Consider the following 15,564-nt stretch of genomic DNA (forward strand, 5'->3'; position numbering starts at 1 on the left):
GCAGGATGGGACGGTCGTACGTCTACGACCATCCCAACGCACACGGGCCCCGGAGGATTCCGCCGCGCGGTACCGGCCCCGCATCCCGCCCCCTGCGCGTCCGCTACAGCGGCAGCAGGTCCGGGCGCTTGGCCTCGACGTGGTCGCCGGAGGACTCGCCGCGCAGCCGGCGGCCGATCCAGGGCACGAGGTACTCGCGCGCCCACTGGATGTTGTCGCGGGTCACGTCGACCGAGCCGCGCGGGGGGACGGGCGGCCAGGGCTGGTCCGGGTCGGCCGGCACCTCGTAGCCGAGGACCTGCGCGGCGCGCAGCGCCACGCGGGTGTGCCCCTCGGGCGAGAGGTGCAGCCGGTCGGCGTCCCAGGCCCGGCGGTCCTGGACGGTCTTGAGGGACCAGAGGTCGAGCACGGGGCAGCCGTACCGGTCGGCGATGGCTCGGACGTGGACGTTGTACGTCGCGATCTTGCCCCGCAGGTGCTTGAGGACCGGCACGCCCCGCGTGTCGAAGCCGGTGGTGATCATCACGAGGCCCACGGAGGCCTTGAGGTCGGCCAGGGCCGCCTCGAACCGCTCCGCGAGGTCGTCCGGGTCGCTGCCGGGGCGGATGATGTCGTTGCCGCCCGCACAGAAGGTGACGAGGTCGGGTGCGAGTTCCTTGGCTCTCGGGACCTGGTCGGCCACGATCTGGTCGAGTACTTTGCCCCGCACGGCCAGATTCGCGTACCGGAAGTCGTGCTCGTCGCGCTGATCGGCCAGGAGTACGGCGAGCCGGTCCGCCCAGCCGAGATGGGAATCCCCGGGTCCCGGGTCCCCCACGCCTTCGGTGAAGCTGTCCCCGATCGCCGCGTACGAGCCGATGGTCTTCAGTGTCGTCTTCGTCGCTGCCACAGGAAGACATCCTTCACCTTGGCAACCAACCTACGCCAACGTAATGAGGGGTTGACGGACCGTGATCTATACCACGCGGGGGATAAGGAATAAGTACACGTGGGGCCGGGACCCCCCTCGGGTCCCGGCCCCACGCGTGTCCTCGTGCCGACGGCGGTGCCGTCAGATGCTCACGCCCTTGGAGCGGAGGTAGGCGAGCGGGTCGACGTCCGAGCCGTAGGACGGGCCCGTGCGGATCTCGAAGTGGAGGTGCGGGCCGGTCACGTTGCCGGTCGCGCCGGAGAGGCCGATCGTCTGGCCGCCGGTGACGCTCTGGCCCACCGAGACGGAGAGGGAGGAGAGGTGGCCGTACTGGGAGTACTTGCCGTCGGCGTGCCTGATGACGACCTCGTTGCCGTACGCGCCGCCCCAGCCTGCGGAAACCACGGTGCCCGCGCCGACGGCCCTGACGGTGGTCCCGGTGCTCGCGATGAAGTCGACGCCGGTGTGGTAGCCGGAGGACCACATGGCACCGCTCGCCCGGTACTGGGTCGAGACGCCGCCGCCGACGGGGGCGGTGAACCCGGACGCGGCGGCGGGCGCGGCGGCCTTCTCGCTCTTGGCGGCGGCGCCCGAGCCCTGCGCGGCCGCGCCGCCGGAGGTGCGGGCGGCCTTGCCCGGGGCCTTCGGGGACTGGGCCTTGCCGCCCACGCCCTCGGGGGCGGCCGGAGCACCGCTGGAGGATTCCTCGGCCGGGGCCGCAGGGGCCTTCGGCGCGGCGGCCGGGGCCTCGCCGCCGACGAGGGTCAGCTTCAGGCCCGGGTGGATGAGGGACGGGTCGGCGCCGACGGCCTCGTGGTTGTCGGCGTACAGCCGCTCCCAGCCGCCGTCGAGGTGGCGCTCGGCGGCGATCTTGGAGAGGTAGTCGCCCGGCACGACCGTGTAGACGGTGGGCTCGGCGGCCGCGGGCGCGGCCGCGGGCGCGGCCGCGGGGGCCGCGGCGCGGAGGGCCTCCGGGGCCTGCGAGCTCTGCGCGGGCGCGGACTTGGCCGGGGCGGCGGCCGGGGCCGCGTTGGCGCCGGCGGCACCCATCAGCGGGAGCGCGAGGGCCGCTCCGCCGGTTCCGGCGACGGCGAAGCCGCGGGATATCGAACGGGACTTCGGACGGCGGTGCTTACCCTTTCCGGGCATGGCGAATTCCTCTCCGGCGCCTGCGAGGTGAGCTGTCGGGTTCGGACTGGAGATGTCCGGCCGTACGTGCGGAGCACGGGTTCGGCTTCACCCCTAGCTGAGCCGGAAATGATCCGGAGCAGCGGCCTACCTGGTTCCCCCGCTCCTGCCGCGCGCGATGGTCGGGTGCGGTTCCCGGGCGGCGGCAGGATTAGGCGGTCCACCCGGATCGATCGCGAAGGTAATCGAGCGGGGCACCGGGCAACAAGCCGCGAATTCCCTGACGGATTCGCAGATATGGGGGATCAATGGAATTCCGGTCACCCTGCGTCCATTCCGCACCATCAACAACCGTCCCCACAAGGCAATTCGGTTCCCGCGATCAGGCACGCACGGTCACCGTATGATCTGGCTCACGGAGCCCGGCCCGATCTCGCCTCCACATATGGCAAGTTGTTCCCAACCAGGCCAATTCGGACACCACGAACCAAGCGGAGGAGTACACGTGACCCAGCAGATACCCCAGCCCCTTCCCACCGGGCCCGAACCCGGCGCGGAACTGACCGGAGTGCGCAACTTCCGTGACGTGGGCGGGTTGCCGACGACGGACGGACGGAGGGTCAGGCCGGGACGACTGTTCCGAAGCGGACATCTGGCGCATGCCACCGAAACCGACGCAGAGTTCCTCGCGTCGCTGGGGCTCCACACCGTCTTCGACTTCCGCAACGGAGCCGATCAGGCCCTGGAGGGCCCGGACGTCGAACTGCCGGGTGTACGAAACGTGAACATCCCGCTGACGGATCCGGCCGACGGCCGCGAATTCTGGAGGATGGTCCGCGACGGCGAGCTCGACCAGCTCCGCGGCCTCCTGGGCGGGGGCAGGGCCGCCGCCCGCATGACCGACTCCTACCGCACGATCATCCGCACCCGCACCGCCGAGCACAGCCGCGTCGTGCACGCCCTCGCGCTGGACAGCGTGCCGGCGCTGATGCACTGCGCCGCCGGCAAGGACCGGGCCGGGCTGTCGGTCGCGGTGACCCTGCTCGCGCTGGGCGTCGAGCGCGAGGCGATCGTGGCGGACTACCTGGAGTCCAACGCCCCGCACAACCGCTACCGGGTGCGCCGGGGCAGCGACGCGCCCGAGGCCCGCTCCCCCGAGGTGATGGAGCTGCTGGCGCCGCTGTTCGACGCCCGCGCGGAGTACCTGCTCGCGGCCTTCGCGACCATCGACGAGCAGTGGGGCGGGGTGGAGCGCTACCTCGCCGAGGGGCTCGCGCTCGCGCCCGGTTCCCTGGACCGGCTGCGGGACCGGCTCCTGGAGGGCTGACCCCGGCCAGCCGGAGGGGGCCGCCCGGGCCCCCTCCGGCGCCGCCGCGCCTCAGCGGTTGCCGACCGCCTGCTTCACGAGGGTCCGGCCGAAGTCCCACATCAGGGCGCCGCCGCCGTGCGCCTCGTCCATGACCTCCTGGAAGGCCCCGACGAACCGCTCGACGTCCGCCTCGTCCACGATGAGCGGCGGGATGAGCTTGATGACCTCCAGGTGGTCCCCGGAGACCTGGGTGAGGATCCGGTGCCTGCGCAGCAGCGGCACCACGACCATCTGGGCGAACAGGCCCTTTCGGGCGGCCTGGAGCACGGCCCAGCGGCTGCGCAGCCCCAGGGAGGAGGGCTTGCCGAACTCGATGCCGATCATCAGCCCGCGCCCGCGCACCTCGTGCAGCAGCTCGTACCGGTCCACGAGCGCCGCCAGGCGTCCGCGCAGCAGGTCGCCCATGGCCCGGGCGTTGGCCACCACCTGCTCGTCCTCCATGACCGACAGGACCGCCAGCCCGGCCGCCATCGCCTGGGCGTTGGAACCGAAGCTGGCGGAGTGCACCAGCACCCGGTCCATGGACGAGTACACCTTCTGGAAGATCCAGTCCTTGCCCAGGGTCGCGCCGACGGGGACGTACCCGCCGGAGAGGGCCTTGGCCACGCACACCAGGTCCGGTTCCACGCCCGGCTCGTGCTGGTACGCGTAGAAGTCACCGGTCCGTCCGAGGCCGGTCTGCACCTCGTCGGCGATGAGGAGGGCCTTGTGCCGGTGCAGGAGCTCCTGCGCGGCGCGCAGGAACCCGGGCGGGGCGGCGTGCACCCCCTTGCCCTGGACCGGCTCCACCACGAAGGCGGCCACGTCCCCGCGCGCGAGTTCGCGCTCCAGCGCCGCCAGGTCCCCGAGCGCGATCTTCGTGTCGGGGAGCAGCGGGGCGAACCCGTCGCGGAAGCCGCCTTCGCCGTTGACCGACAGCGAGCCGGTGGTCAGCCCGTGGAAAGCATGGTCGCAGTAGAGGATCCTGGGCCGCCCGGTGGCGTACCGGGCGAACTTCAGGGCGGTCTCCACGGCCTCGGTGCCGCTGTTGCCGAAGAAGACCCGGTCGAGGTGCGGGCTGTACGACAGCAGCTTCTCGGCCAGCAGCCCGGGCAGCGGCTGGCAGTCGAAGCGGGTGAGGTCGGCGAGCTGGGCGTCCAGGACGTCGTGCAGGGCCCGGCGCACCACCGGGTGGTGCCGGCCCAGGCCCATCACCCCGAACCCGGCCAGCATGTCGAGGTAGTCGTTGCCCTCGGCGTCCCAGAAGTGGGCCCCCTCGGCCCGCTCGTAGACCTTGTCGAAGCCGATGGTGTGCAGCATGCGGGGCAGCTGGTGGTTGAGGTGGCGGGCGTGCAGCTCGTAGCGCTCCCCGCCGCGCTCGGCGAGGAGCGCGGCGAGGTCGAAGCCCTTGCGGCCGGCCCCCGCGCCGCCCGCCCCCCCGCCCTGTCCGGGGCTCATGCCGACGCGTCCCGATTGCTCGCGACGGTCTCCCGGGCGGCGCGCAGGGACTCCTTGAGGGAGCCCATGGTGGCGAGGACGGCGGTGGGCTCGTAGCCGCAGTGCGCCATGCAGTTGGCGCAGCGGGGGTCCTTGCCGCGGCCGTACTTGCTCCAGTCGGTGTCCTCGATGAGCTCCCGGTACGTGGGCACGTAGCCGTCGCTCATCAGGTAGCAGGGGCGCTGCCAGCCGAAGAGCGAGTAATTGGGAATGGCCCAGGCGGTGCAGGGGAAATCGGCCTTGCCTTCGAGGAAGTCGAGGAAGAGCGGGGAGTGGTTGAGCCGCCAGCGGCGCCGGTTGCCTCCGGCGAAGGCCTTCTTGAAGAGTTCCCGCGTCTGTTCGACGCCGAGGAAGTGCTCCTGGTCGGGTGCCTTTTCGTAGGCGTAGGCGGGCGAGATCATCATCTCGTCGACCTGGAGGTCGTCATTGAGGAAGTTCAGCACCTCGATGATCGTCTGCGGGGTGTCGGTGTTGAAGAAGGTGGAGTTCGTGGTCACCCGGAATCCGCGGCGCTTCGCCTCCTTGATGGCCGCGACGGCCTCGTCGAACACGCCTTCCTTGGCCACGGATTCGTCGTGGCGTTCGCGCAGGCCGTCGATGTGGACGGCGAAGGCGAAGTAGGGGGAGGGGGTGAACTTCTCGATCTTCTTCCGGAGCAGCAGGGCGTTGGTGCAGAGGAAGACGTATTTCCTGCGGGCCACGAGCTGGCGCACGATCTCGTCGATCTGCGGGTGCATCAGGGGCTCGCCGCCCGCGATGGAGACCATGGGCGCGCCGGACTCCAGGACCGCTCCGACCGCCTGGGCGACCGGCATGCGCTGCTTGAGCACTCCGGCCGGGTGCTGGATCTTCCCGCAGCCCTCGCAGGCGAGGTTGCAGGCGTAGAGCGGCTCCAGCTCGACGATCAGCGGGAACTTCTCGCGCTTGCGGAGCTTCTGTTCGAGAAGATAGGTCCCGACCCTGATGGACTGTCGCAGGGGCATGGCCATCTGGATTCACCTCCTGGGAAGCAGCAACGAACGGTGCCATTCATGAAACGCGGGCAGTACGGCACGTAGTACACGGAAGGCAGATATTCCACCGCGAACCGTGCCGATACGGACGAGCTCGTGCTCCGGAGCGTCCACGATCACCCGGACGGCCGCAACCGGGCGTCCCGGTCCCGCGGCGGTCCACAGGGTGGCCGCGGACTCCATGTCGACCGCGACGGCGCCGGTGGCGCGCAGCTGCGCGCGCTCCTGGCCGCGGACGACGTGGTCCGATCCGGTCAGTGCGCCGGTGTGCACGGTCCGGCCGGGTGCGGCGCGGGCCAGTGCCTCGGCGAGCAGGGCGGTGCCGGTGCAGGCGACCACTCCCCGGGGGTCCCGGGTCTCCTCGGCGACGACCAGGTCGCCGGGGTGCATGCCGGGTACCAGGCCGGCGCAGAACCCGGTCGCGAGGACGGCCGCCCGGTGCATCCCGGGCCGTCCCAGCGCCCGGACGACCGACCGGTCGGCGGCGCGCGGGCCCATGCCGGTGCGCAGGACCGTGCCGCCGCCTCCGGCCGCGCGGCCCGCGCTGCGCAGGGCCGCCTCCTCGATGCGCAGGGCGCAGGCGACCAGCAGCGGCGGGGGACCGGCTCCGGCGGGCACGGTCGGCATCAGGACTCCCCCGCCGGCCGGACGGGGTGCCGGTCCGGGCCGAACGGTTCTCCGTGGAGGTACCGGCCCAGGGCGGTGAGCGGGAACACCTGCCGGTAGAGGTGGTAGTTGATGGAGAAGTCCCAGGGGAAGCCGGTCCCGGTGAAGTGCGGCTCGTCCCAGGTCCCGTCGGGGCGCTGGGTCTCCACCAGGTACGCCAGGCCCCGTTCGACGGCGTCGCCCCCGCGCTCGCCCGCCGACAGCAGGGCCATCAGGGCCCAGGCGGTCTGCGAGGCGGTCGAGGCGCCCTTCCCGGCCCAGGCGCGGTCCTGGTAGGAGCGCTGGTCCTCGCCCCAGCCGCCGTCCTCGTTCTGTACGGATTCCAGCCAGCGCACCGCCCGCCGGACGGCGGGGTGCGAGGGCGCGATCCCCGCGGCGGTGAGGGCCGGGACCACCGAGCCGGTCCCGTACACGTAGTTGGTGCCCCAGCGGCCGAACCAGGCGCCGTCCGCCTCCTGTTCGGCGAGCAGCCAGGCGATGCCGCGCCGGGCGCGCGGGTCGGCGGCCCTGCCCTCGGCGGCGAGCATCTCCACCACGTGGGCGGTGACGTCCGCCGACGGCGGGTCGATGACCTCGCCGAAGTCGCAGAAGGGGAGCCGGTTGGGGAAGGGGCTGGTGTTGTCGGCGTCGAAGGCGCCCCAGGCCCCGTTCTTCGACTGCATCCCGAGGGTCCAGGACACCCCGCGGGCGACGGCGGCCTCCAGCCCGGCCGGTTCGGGGTGGCGGATCCGGCGCAGCGCCAGGACCACCTCGGCGGTGTCGTCGATGTCGGGATAGTTGTCGTTGTGGAACTCGAAGGCCCACCCGCCGGGGGCGAGTCCCGGCCGGCGCACGGCCCAGTCCCCGGGGCGGCGGATCTCCTCGCCGAGCATCCAGTCCGCCGCCCTGACCAGGGCCGGGTGGTCGGGTGGCAGGCCCGCGTCGGCCAGGGCGATGGCGGCGAGGCAGGTGTCCCAGACCGGGGACTGGCAGGCCTCGACCATCCGGGCGCCGTCCTCGCGCCACACGGCGAAGCGGTCGAGGGATTCCAGCCCGGCCCGCATCACCGGGTGTTCCAGGTCGTAGCCGAGCAGGTGCAGGGCGATGACGGAGTAGACGGCGGGGGGCTGGATCCCGCCCCAGCAGCCGTCGTTCTCCTGGCGTTCGATGATCCAGCGGCCGGCGGCGGCCATCGCCGCCTTCCGCAGCCGGCGCGGGGCGATCCGCCGGTAGAGGTGCAGGGCCCTGTCCATCCGCTGGAAGGCCCCGTCCCAACTGGCCAGCGGCGCCAGGGGCTTGGCGGGGCTGGGGTCGCGGGCGTCGGTGTGCAGCTCGTCGAGCGCGAAGGGGGCGGGGCGGACGGGCCGCAGGGCGGAGACCACGGTGAGCGGGACGATGGTCTGGCGGGCCCAGCAGCCGAAGTCGTAGATGTTCAGCGGCACCCAGGGCGGCAGGAACACCAGCTCGGGAGGGAGCTCCGGCAGGTCGTCCCAGCTCCACCAGCCGAACAGGGCGAGCCAGATCCGGGTGAACACCCGGGCGGCGGCGATCCCCCCGTGGGCCCTGATCCAGGCCGAGGCCCGGACCATGTGCGGGGCGTCGGGCGGGTCCCCGGCCAGGCGCAGGGCGACGTACGCCTCGATGGTGGCGGAGAGCACGGGCGGTCCGCCGTGGAAGGTGGCCCAGGTGCCGTCGGCCTGCTGTTCGCCCCGGATGAACAGGGCGGCGGCTCGGGTGACGGCCTCGTCCCGGATGCCGAGGAACTGCCGCAGCAGCAGGTCCTCGGCGTCCATGGTGACGTTGGTCTCCAGGTCGCCCTTCCACCAGCCCGCCGGGTCCTGGCGGGCCAGCAGCTCGCCGGTCGCCCGGTCGGCGGCTTCCCGTACGTCCTTCAGCAGGCCGGTGTCGCCGCCGGACGGGCCGGCGGCAGCGGCGGCCGGGGCCGCCGTGCTGTCGTGTCGCGGATCCGCGCCGCCGGTGATCGCACCGCCGCCGTCGGTCGTCGCTGTCATGGCTTCCCCTTCGAACAGAGCTTCGGCTGTGCCCGGGTCTGCCGTCGGCCGGGGCTGCCTAAGAAGGGGTCCCCGACCGGCGACTCGCGATTCATATCCACTTTCCGGCGGAGATCACCTCTTGCGCACGACGACGAAGTCGGCGAGGGCGACGAACTGCTCCCGCACCCGCTGCGGCATGTCCACGTCGTCGAGCGCTCGAATGGCGATCGCGTGCTGGCGGCGCGCCTCGTCGGCGGTCCACTGGCGGCCGCCGGCGGCCTCGATGAGGGCGGCGCGGTGGGCGAACTCCTCCTCGGAGAAGTTCTCGAAGTCGTTGCTCTTGGCGTCGGCCGCGAGCAGCCGAGCGAGCTCCTCACATGCGGGTCCGCCCGCGGCGAGGGCCGCGACGACGGGCAGGGACTTCTTGCGCTGGCGCAGGTCGCTCCAGGTCTGCTTGCCGGTGGACTCGGGGTCGCCCCAGATGCCGAGCAGGTCGTCGACGGCCTGGAAGGCGAGGCCGAGGTGGTAGCCGTACTCCTCCAGCTTGTCGGCCGTGCGGTCGTCGGCGCCGCCGAGGACCGCACCGATCGACACCGAGCACGCGAGCAGGGCTCCGGTCTTGTTCCCCTCCATCTCCAGGCACTCTCGAACGCTGACGCGCTCGCGGTGTTCGTACGAGATGTCCTGGGCCTGGCCGTCGATGAGCTTGCGGCTGGCGGTGGTCAGGCGGCGGGTCGCCCGGCCGGCCTCGACGGTGCCCAGCTCCAGCAGGACCTCGTTGGCCAGGGCGAACAGGGCGTCGCCGACCAGGATCGCGAGCGCGGGGCCGTGCACCTTCCACACCGTGTCGCGGTGGCGGCGCTGCTCGTCGCCGTCCATCAGGTCGTCGTGCAGCAGGGAGAAGTTGTGGACGAGCTCGACGGCGACCGCGCCGGGGATGCCGACCTCGGCGGCGGCGCCCGCCGCCTCGGCGGAGAGCAGGGCGAGGGCGGGGCGCACGGCCTTGCCGCCGTCGCCGTCCGCCGGGTTGCCCTGGGCGTCGATCCAGCCGAAGTGGTACGCGGCGACGGTGTCCATGGGCGCCGCGAGCCGGCCCACCGCCGCGCGGAGCACGGGGGTCGACAGGTCGCGGCCGCGTTCGAGGAGCGCGAGGGTGTCGGACTTCTCCGCTCCCCCTCCGGCCGCGCCCGTGCCGGCATCCGTGTTCTCGACAGCCGGGTTCCCCGGGTTCACTGGCTCTCCTCTGGTTCCTGTACGTGCTGTGCCGGTGGTGCTGGTGGTAGTGGTGCTCATACCGCCTCCTGCAGGGGGTGTTCGCGGGGGCGGCCGAGAGCGGCCAGCGCGGCGTGCGCCGCGCCGAGTCCGCTGCGGACGGCGCTCTCCATGGTCGCGGGCCAGCCCGTGGCGGTCCACGCACCGGCGAGGTAGAGCCCCGGCGTGTCGGTGCGGGGGCCCGGGCGCAGCCGGCCGACGCCGGGGCTGGGGGCGAAGGTCGCGGTCCGCTCCCGGGTGACGAAGAAGTCCCGTACCTTCGCGCCGCGGGCGGCCGGCAGCAGCCGCTCCAGCTCGGGCAGGTACTTGGCGCGCAGGACGGAGACGGGCTCGTCGATGTCGTCCTGGGCGACCGACTGGGACAGCGCCAGGTACTGGCCGCCGTCGGTGAGTCCGGAGGCGTCGGTGCGGTCGAAGACCCACTGGACGGGGGTGCCCAGCGCGGCGAAGAAGGGCTGCTTGAGCACCTTGCGGTCGTAGACGACGTGGACGTTGAGGATGGGGGCGGTACCGATGTCGAGGAGCTTGTCCGGGTCGGCCAGCGCTCCGGCGGGCAGCAGGCCGTGCGCCTCGCGCTGCGGTACGGCGAGCACGACGGTGCCCGCGTCGAGGGACTCGCCCTCGGTGTCGACCCGCCAGCCGCCCTCCCCGGTACGGGTGACCGCGGTGACCCGGGTGCGCAGTTCGGTGCGCACGCCGGCGGCGTCGAGGGCCTTGCGGGCGAGGGTGTCGTGGAGGTCGCCGAGCGGGACCCGGGCCCAGCCGATGTCGGCGGCGCCGTTCTCGGAGAGCAGGCCGGTCTTGAACACCATGGCGGCCAGGCCCAGTGAGGACTGGCCGGCGGTGGCGTTGAGGGTGGCGATGCCGACGAGGTCCCACAGGGCGTCGACGGTGCGCGGGGACTGGCCGTAGCGGGCGAGCCAGGTGCCGAAGTCGAGGCCGTCGAGGGCCGGGTCGGCGGGGTCGAGGCGGCGCAGCGCGAGGGCGGCGCGGCCGACGCTCGCGCGCTCGGCGAGCGAGAGGTGCGGGTAGGTGGCCAGGGAGGCGGCCAGGTGCAGGGGTACGGGCAGCGCGCTGCGGCGCAGCCGCCCGAGGCGGGGTCCGCGGGGGTGGGCCGCGTCGAGGACGGGTACGTCGAGCCGGTCCTGGAGCGGGGCGAGTGCCGCGCCGTCGACGCGGTCCAGGAACCACCGGTAGGCGGTGCAGCAGCGCAGGTAGACGTGCTGGCCGTTGTCGACGGTCAGGTCGCCGCGTTTGAAGGAGAAGGCGAGGCCGCCGAGGCGGGGTCGCCCTTCGAGGAGGGTGACCCGCAGTCCGGCGTCGGCGAGTTCGAGGGCCGCCGTGACGCCGGCGAGGCCGCCGCCGATGACGACGGCGCCTTGTTCGCTGCCGCTCATGAGGCCTCCCAGGTGGTGCGGTGGCCCTCCGGGCCGGGGTGTACTGCGGTGCGGGCGAAGCCCGCCCCTACGGACGCTCCGGAGCGCCGCGGGGTTGCCCGCGGGGCGGAGGTGTCCCGGGCCGGAGCGGACGGCGACGGCCCGGGGAACCCGCTGGGGGCGGGTACCGAGTCCTGCGGGCGGCCGCCACCCGGTGCCGGGCGGGTGCCCGGGCCGGCCGGCACCGGGGCCTCCGCGCGGCCCCGGGCCGGGTCGGACACGGCGGGCGGAGCCATCGGGCCGGCGCCCGCGCGGGCGGCCGGCATCAGGGCCGCCTCCGGGTGCTCCGGCGGGAGACGGTGCGGGCGTCGAGGCCGGACAGGCCGCGTACGGCCACGTACGCCTTCTCGTGGGGGGGCAGCGAGACGCGGCCGCGCAGCACCGCCTCGGGTTCGCGTTCGATGCGGTCCAGGAGGCGCCGGTAGATGCCGGCCATGGCGGCGACGCAGGCGCCGCTGCGCCGGTCGAGCATCGGCAGCAGCCGGTAGCCCTCGGTGAACAGGGCCCGGGCGCGCCGGACCTCGTGGTGCACGAGCCCGGCGAAGTCGGAGCCGGCGGGGGCCCGGCCGCCCTCGAAGCCCTCGGAGCAGCCGAACTTGGCGAGGTCCTCGGCCGGCAGGTAGGTGCGTCCGTTGCCGGCGTCCTCGCGGACGTCGCGCAGGATGTTGGTGAGCTGGAGGGCCAGGCCCAGGGTGTCCGCGTACTCGTCGGCGCGGCCGGCGGGGCCGACCGTGCCGAACACGCCGAGCGAGAGCCGTCCGATGGCCCCGGCCACGCAGCGGCAGTAGGCCTTGAGGTCGTCCCAGGTCTCGTACTCCTCGCCGCGGACGTCCATCAGGACGCCGTCGATGAGCTCGTCGAGGCCTCCGAGGGGGATCGGGAAGCGGCGCGCGGCGTGGGCGAGGGCGACGGCGACCGGGTCGGTGTCGTCCTCGTCGATCTCCTCGGCGCGGATCCGGCCGAGCAGGGCGCGGGTGTCCTCCAGCCGGGACAGTTTGGCCTCGGGCGCGAGGGTGCCGTCGCCGATGTCGTCGACCCTGCGGGAGAAGGCGTACAGGGCGGACATCGCCTGCCGCTTGTCGGTGGGCAGCAGCCGGATGCCGTACGCGAAGTTGCGCGCCTGGGTGCCGGTGACGGCCTCGCAGTAGCTGTAGGCCGCGAGGACCTGGGCGGACGGTGCTGACGCGTGTGCGGTGCCCTCCACGTTCGGGCTCACCTCTTTCTCGGCGCTGTGCGCAGGACGGCGGCCACTTCGCGGAGCAGGAGGCTCCGGGTGGGCTTGGGCGGGCCGGGCAGCACGTCGAATCCGGCGGCGGAGATCGCTCGCAGGGCGGCTCGCCCCCCTCCCACGAATCCCGCGAGCAACAGCCGAAGCCTGCCGTGGACGCTGCCCACGAGCGGGGTGCCCTCATCCAGCAGGTCGCGCGCGCGTTCGACCTCGAAGGCGATCAGGGACCGTACGGCCGCTCCGGCGGACGGGGCCGCGAGGTCGGCCGCGGCGACGTGGAAGCGGCGCATGTCCTCGGCCGGGAGGTAGATCCGGTCGCGGCCGAGGTCCTCGGCGACGTCCTGGAGGTGCTCGGCGAGCTGCAGGGCGGTGCAGACGGCGTCGGAACGGCGGACGCGCTCGGGGGTGCTGGTGCCGGTGAGTTCCAGCACGAGGCGGCCGACGGTGTTGGCGGACAGCACGCAGTAGTCGAGGAGCTCCCCGTACGTCTCGTAGCGGGCCACCCGCTGGTCCCGGCGGTTGGCCTCGATGAGCCCGAGGAAGTGCTCGGCGCTGAGGCCGTGGTCGCGCACGACGGGCTGGAGGGCCAGCAGCAGGGGGTGGCGCGGCGGGCCGTCGGCACCGCCGAAGACGCGCAGCAGGTCCGCCTCGAAGGCGTCGAGCATCGCGAGCCGGTCGTCGGCCGCGGCGGGGTCGAGGCCGAGGAGGACGGCGTCGCGGCCGCCGGGGGCGAGGTCGCCGTCGCCGATGTCGTCGACCAGGCGGGCGTACCCGTAGACCGCCATGAGGCCCTCGCGCCAGGCGCGCGGGAGGAAGGCGGGGGCGACGGGGAAGTTCTCCGCCGCGGCCTTGGCGAGGGTGGCCCGCGCGTGCAGCAGGTCGGGGGCGGCCTCGTCGGCCGGCGGGGCGGGACGGATGCCGTGCCCGGGGGTCACCGCCCGCCGCCCGGGGCGGGGACGGCCGCTGTGCCTGGGGGCCGGAGAATTCCCGTAGCCATTGCCGTCACGTCTCCCGTTCTACACTGCCGACCCAAGTCATCCCATTTCGGACACGCCGCCGGACCTTACCCGGGGGTATCCCCACGGAGCCGGCTGCGGGGAATCGTCCACTCTTGGCGCGATTGAGAACTGGTCCAGCTTACGCTGTACAACCCCGCGGGGGCCTATCGGGTGTCCCCGCGCCCCGGAATGTCGGCCCCCGTCCCGGATCTCCCGCTCCGCCGCCGGTCCGCCCCCCGTCCCCCATGGCGAGGCCCCCGCCGCGGTGAGCGGCGGGGGCCTCGGGGCCGGGAGCGGCGGCGGACCCCGGGGTCAGTGGCCGCTGGCCTTCTCGTACGCCGAGACCACTTCCTCGGTGGGCCCGTCCATCAGGAGCTCGCCCTTCTCCAGCCACAGCACCCGGTCGCAGGTGTCGCGGATGGACTTGTTGTTGTGGCTCACGAGGAAGACCGTGCCGGCCTTCTCCCGCAGCTCGCGGATGCGGTTCTCGGAGCGCACCTGGAAGCTGCGGTCACCGGTGGCGAGCGCCTCGTCGATCATCAGGACGTCGTGGTCCTTGGCGGCGGCGATCGAGAAGCGCAGGCGCGCGGCCATGCCGGAGGAGTAGGTGCGCATCGGAAGGGAGATGAAGTCGCCCTTCTCGTTGATCCCCGAGAAGTCGACGATGTCCTGGTAGCGCTCCTTGATCTGCTCGCGGCTCATGCCCATCGCGAGACCGCCGAGGACGACGTTGCGCTCACCGGTGAGGTCGTTCATCAGGGCGGCGTTCACGCCCAGCAGCGAGGGCTGGCCGTCGGTGTAGACCTTGCCGGACTCGCAGGGCAGCAGGCCCGCGATGGCGCGCAGCAGGGTCGACTTGCCGGAGCCGTTGGAGCCGATGAGGCCGATGGCCTCGCCGCGGTACGCGGTGAAGGAGACGCCCCGTACGGCGTGGACCCGGCGGACGCCGGGTGCGTCGCCCTTGCCCCGGCGGAGGATCTTGCTCAGCGCGGCGGTGGCGCTGCCCCGGCCGGAGCTGCCCGTGTTGACGCGGTACACGATGTGGACCTCGTCCGCGATGACGGTGGGGACGCGCCCCTGGGTGTTGTCAGCCACGGCCGTAACGCTCCTCAGCCTTCCAGAAGTACACGAAGCCGCCGAGGCCGATCACGACGGCCCAGCCGACCGCGAAGGCCCACACGTGGGGCGGGAGGTTCTCCCGGCCGTAGCCGTCGATCATCGCGAAGCGGACCAGGTCCATGTAGATCGCGGCGGGGTTCCACTGGAGCACGTCCGCGATCCACGCCGGCCGGTCCTTCAGCATCTCGCTGATCGAGAACATGACGCCGGAGGCGTACATCCACGTGCGGGTGAGGAAGGGCATCAGCTGCGCGAGGTCGGGGGTCTTCGACCCCATGCGCGCGAACACCAGCGCGAGCCCGGTGTTGAAGACGAACTGCAGCACCAGCGTCGGGATCACCAGGAGCCACGACAGCCGCGGGTAGTTCCCGAAGGCGACGGCGACGACGATCACGACGATCATCGAGTACAGGAGCTGCTGGAGCTGCTGCATCGAGAAGGAGATCGGCAGGGAGGCGCGCGGGAAGTGCAGCGCGCGGACCAGGCCGAGGTTGCCGGGGATCGCCCGGACGCCGGCCATCAGCGAGCTCTGGGTGAAGGTGAAGACGAAGATGCCCATCACCAGGAAGGGGATGTAGACGCCCTTCTCCATGCCCCGGCCCGCGTTCAGGATCAAGCCGAAGATCAGGTAGTAGACCAGCGCGTTGAGCAGGGGGGTCGCCACCTGCCAGACCTGGCCGAGCTTGGCCTGGCTGTACTGGGCCACCAGCTTGGCCCGGGAGAAGGCCATGATGAAGTGGCGCCGACCCCAGAGCTGCCGCACGTATCCGCCCAGGCTGGGCCGCGCGCCACTGACGGACAGGCCGTACTTCCTGGCGAGCTCCGCGGGGCTGAGCCCCGCGTCGTCGGACGGCGGCTTGCTCGTGGCGAGGGCGCCGTCGTGGGTTGTGTCACTCACAAGTTGGAACTTTCCGTCTTCAAGATGCGGCAGGAGGGGCATCGGGGGCTGGAACGCCGGACCCGTGATGGGGCCCAT

General features: G+C 72.8%; 13 protein-coding genes and 1 riboswitch. Of the genes, 1 reads left to right on the forward strand and 12 read right to left on the reverse strand.

Annotation, left to right across the window (positions count from 1 at the left end; genetic code table 11):
- Nucleotides 1-103 precede the first annotated feature (103 nt).
- Nucleotides 104-889, reverse strand: a complete 786-nt coding sequence (locus ACZ597_RS15470; RefSeq protein ID WP_471329452.1) for an SGNH/GDSL hydrolase family protein — start codon at nucleotides 887-889, stop codon at nucleotides 104-106.
- Between the two features lie 162 nt (nucleotides 890-1,051).
- Complete coding sequence (locus tag ACZ597_RS15475) at nucleotides 1,052-2,059, reverse strand: LysM peptidoglycan-binding domain-containing M23 family metallopeptidase (protein ID WP_471329455.1); 1,008 nt, start codon at nucleotides 2,057-2,059, stop codon at nucleotides 1,052-1,054.
- Between the two features lie 4 nt (nucleotides 2,060-2,063).
- A riboswitch (cyclic di-AMP (ydaO/yuaA leader) is annotated at nucleotides 2,064-2,226 on the reverse strand.
- Between the two features lie 317 nt (nucleotides 2,227-2,543).
- Here ACZ597_RS15475 and ACZ597_RS15480 point away from each other — a divergent pair.
- Nucleotides 2,544-3,365, forward strand: a complete 822-nt coding sequence (locus ACZ597_RS15480; protein ID WP_471329457.1) for a tyrosine-protein phosphatase — start codon at nucleotides 2,544-2,546, stop codon at nucleotides 3,363-3,365.
- A 51-nt stretch (nucleotides 3,366-3,416) separates the two neighbouring features.
- On the opposite strand, the gene ACZ597_RS15485 is transcribed toward ACZ597_RS15480, so the two are convergent.
- The 10 genes from ACZ597_RS15485 to ACZ597_RS15530 all read right to left on the reverse strand — a co-directional run bounded on the left by ACZ597_RS15485 (nucleotide 3,417) and on the right by ACZ597_RS15530 (nucleotide 15,486).
- On the reverse strand, nucleotides 3,417-4,844 hold the full coding sequence (locus ACZ597_RS15485; RefSeq protein WP_471329460.1) for an aspartate aminotransferase family protein: 1,428 nt from the start codon (nucleotides 4,842-4,844) through the stop codon (nucleotides 3,417-3,419).
- Nucleotides 4,841-5,872, reverse strand: a complete 1,032-nt coding sequence (gene hpnH / locus ACZ597_RS15490) for an adenosyl-hopene transferase HpnH (protein ID WP_471329463.1) — start codon at nucleotides 5,870-5,872, stop codon at nucleotides 4,841-4,843. Before hpnH ends, ACZ597_RS15485 begins: the two co-directional genes overlap by 4 nt.
- A 6-nt stretch (nucleotides 5,873-5,878) precedes the next feature.
- Nucleotides 5,879-6,523 (reverse strand): phosphorylase family protein, encoded by a 645-nt coding sequence (locus ACZ597_RS15495; protein ID WP_471329466.1) that lies wholly within the window; start codon nucleotides 6,521-6,523, stop codon nucleotides 5,879-5,881.
- On the reverse strand, nucleotides 6,523-8,553 hold the full coding sequence (gene shc / locus ACZ597_RS15500; protein WP_471329468.1) for a squalene--hopene cyclase: 2,031 nt from the start codon (nucleotides 8,551-8,553) through the stop codon (nucleotides 6,523-6,525). The genes ACZ597_RS15495 and shc overlap by 1 nt, the downstream gene beginning before the upstream one ends.
- A 114-nt stretch (nucleotides 8,554-8,667) precedes the next feature.
- Nucleotides 8,668-9,768 (reverse strand): polyprenyl synthetase family protein, encoded by a 1,101-nt coding sequence (locus tag ACZ597_RS15505; protein WP_471329471.1) that lies wholly within the window; start codon nucleotides 9,766-9,768, stop codon nucleotides 8,668-8,670.
- Between the two features lie 56 nt (nucleotides 9,769-9,824).
- Entirely contained in the window at nucleotides 9,825-11,204 is a 1,380-nt protein-coding gene (hpnE, locus tag ACZ597_RS15510; RefSeq protein ID WP_471329473.1) for a hydroxysqualene dehydroxylase HpnE, read from the reverse strand.
- 304 nt (nucleotides 11,205-11,508) lie between these two features.
- Nucleotides 11,509-12,447 carry a presqualene diphosphate synthase HpnD gene (gene hpnD / locus ACZ597_RS15515; protein ID WP_471329476.1) on the reverse strand — a complete coding sequence of 313 codons (939 nt, stop codon included), beginning with the start codon at nucleotides 12,445-12,447 and terminating at the stop codon, nucleotides 11,509-11,511.
- 8 nt (nucleotides 12,448-12,455) lie between these two features.
- Entirely contained in the window at nucleotides 12,456-13,388 is a 933-nt protein-coding gene (gene hpnC, locus ACZ597_RS15520; RefSeq protein WP_471330109.1) for a squalene synthase HpnC, read from the reverse strand.
- A 393-nt stretch (nucleotides 13,389-13,781) separates the two neighbouring features.
- A complete protein-coding gene (locus ACZ597_RS15525) occupies nucleotides 13,782-14,564 on the reverse strand; it encodes an ABC transporter ATP-binding protein (protein ID WP_427706255.1) in 783 nt (260 codons plus the stop codon).
- Nucleotides 14,557-15,486 carry an ABC transporter permease gene (locus tag ACZ597_RS15530; protein ID WP_471329479.1) on the reverse strand — a complete coding sequence of 310 codons (930 nt, stop codon included), beginning with the start codon at nucleotides 15,484-15,486 and terminating at the stop codon, nucleotides 14,557-14,559. Before ACZ597_RS15530 ends, ACZ597_RS15525 begins: the two co-directional genes overlap by 8 nt.
- Between the last annotated feature and the right edge of the window lie 78 nt (nucleotides 15,487-15,564).

The organism is Streptomyces sp. NPDC040718 (genome assembly GCF_055593565.1).

What these genes read in the sequence shown, in the direction of transcription:
- ACZ597_RS15475 (WP_471329455.1), bottom strand. Translation starts at nt 2,059, where the DNA reads ATGCCCGGAAAGGGTAAGCACCGCCGTCCGAAGTCCCGTTCGATATCC.
- ACZ597_RS15485 (WP_471329460.1), bottom strand. Translation starts at nt 4,844, where the DNA reads ATGAGCCCCGGACAGGGCGGGGGGGCGGGCGGCGCGGGGGCCGGCCGC.
- hpnH (WP_471329463.1), bottom strand. Translation starts at nt 5,872, where the DNA reads ATGGCCATGCCCCTGCGACAGTCCATCAGGGTCGGGACCTATCTTCTC.
- ACZ597_RS15495 (WP_471329466.1), bottom strand. Translation starts at nt 6,523, where the DNA reads ATGCCGACCGTGCCCGCCGGAGCCGGTCCCCCGCCGCTGCTGGTCGCC.
- shc (WP_471329468.1), bottom strand. Translation starts at nt 8,553, where the DNA reads ATGACAGCGACGACCGACGGCGGCGGTGCGATCACCGGCGGCGCGGAT.
- hpnE (WP_471329473.1), bottom strand. Translation starts at nt 11,204, where the DNA reads ATGAGCGGCAGCGAACAAGGCGCCGTCGTCATCGGCGGCGGCCTCGCC.